We start from the raw sequence: 893 nt of genomic DNA, 5'->3' as shown, positions 1-893 counted from the left end.
ATGGCGTTTCCATAAACGTTCGAAAGTTGAGTCGCAAAACGCAAGTCGTCTGCGATTATGCCATAGGTCCCACGCTTATTCAAAAAAATATGGCAGCGATTCCATGCAAAGCATGAATCTCTGCCATAGGGCATAAGCTGTTTTTGGTGCGACAGCCCCGCGAGCATTTTACTTTATTCATTTTTACAAATTTTTTTGACGTCCTCATTCCATGGAGCCAATAATGCCAGCTGTTTATCGCTCATATCTTCATTTGGGCGGTGCTCCAAGACATAAGTCAGGTGTTTAAAAATATTTAAATCATGAGCTTTTGCCATCTCAACCATGGTATATGCCACAGCGCTTGCGTGTGCCCCTTCCGGTGTTGCACAAAAGAGCCAGTTCTTTCTGCCCACTGTAAAAGGCCGGATGGAATTCTCGCTTAAATTGTTTGACAGACTGCATCGTCCATCTTCCAGATAAGTATACAGGTACTGTTTTCGATTTTGGGCATACTTCACCGCTTTATCAAAACGGGAATTTACGGCCGGATGCTGCTTTTCCAGCCACTCAAAGAAACTGTCGATAACTGATTTGGATTTTTTTGATCGATATTCTTTCCGCTGTTCAAAGGAATAGCCATGTTCCTTACAGTATCTTTCGTGTATAAACAGCTTGTCGCAGTACTGGACACCCTGGACAGCCGGGATACTCAAGTCATCCTGTTTCCCTTTTGGAATGGCATCCAGGAAATACCTTCGGACATGGGCCTTATTCGAGAACTGGAATAAGGCCCATTATCCCAGAAGTATTATTATCCCAGAAGTAAGTCTTCATGTGGCATAAATGTTGCTTTTTACAGTATATTTCTTGAATAACGATAGTACTCCTTTACAATGAAAATGTAACTAATT

Annotated in this window: 1 pseudogene; it reads right to left on the bottom strand. The window is 42.0% G+C overall.

The features are described 5' to 3' along the window. Window positions 1-173: 173 nt before the first annotated feature. A pseudogene (locus B5F87_RS20515) lies at window positions 174-749 on the bottom strand (transposase); the annotation flags it as partial. Window positions 750-893: the final 144 nt, after the last annotated feature.

The organism is Eubacterium sp. An3 (genome assembly GCF_002159465.1).
In the GTDB taxonomy this organism is placed as follows: Bacteria; Bacillota; Clostridia; order Lachnospirales; family Lachnospiraceae; genus Anaerobutyricum; species Anaerobutyricum stercoris.
This window is presented reverse-complemented; position numbering and strand designations above follow the sequence as displayed.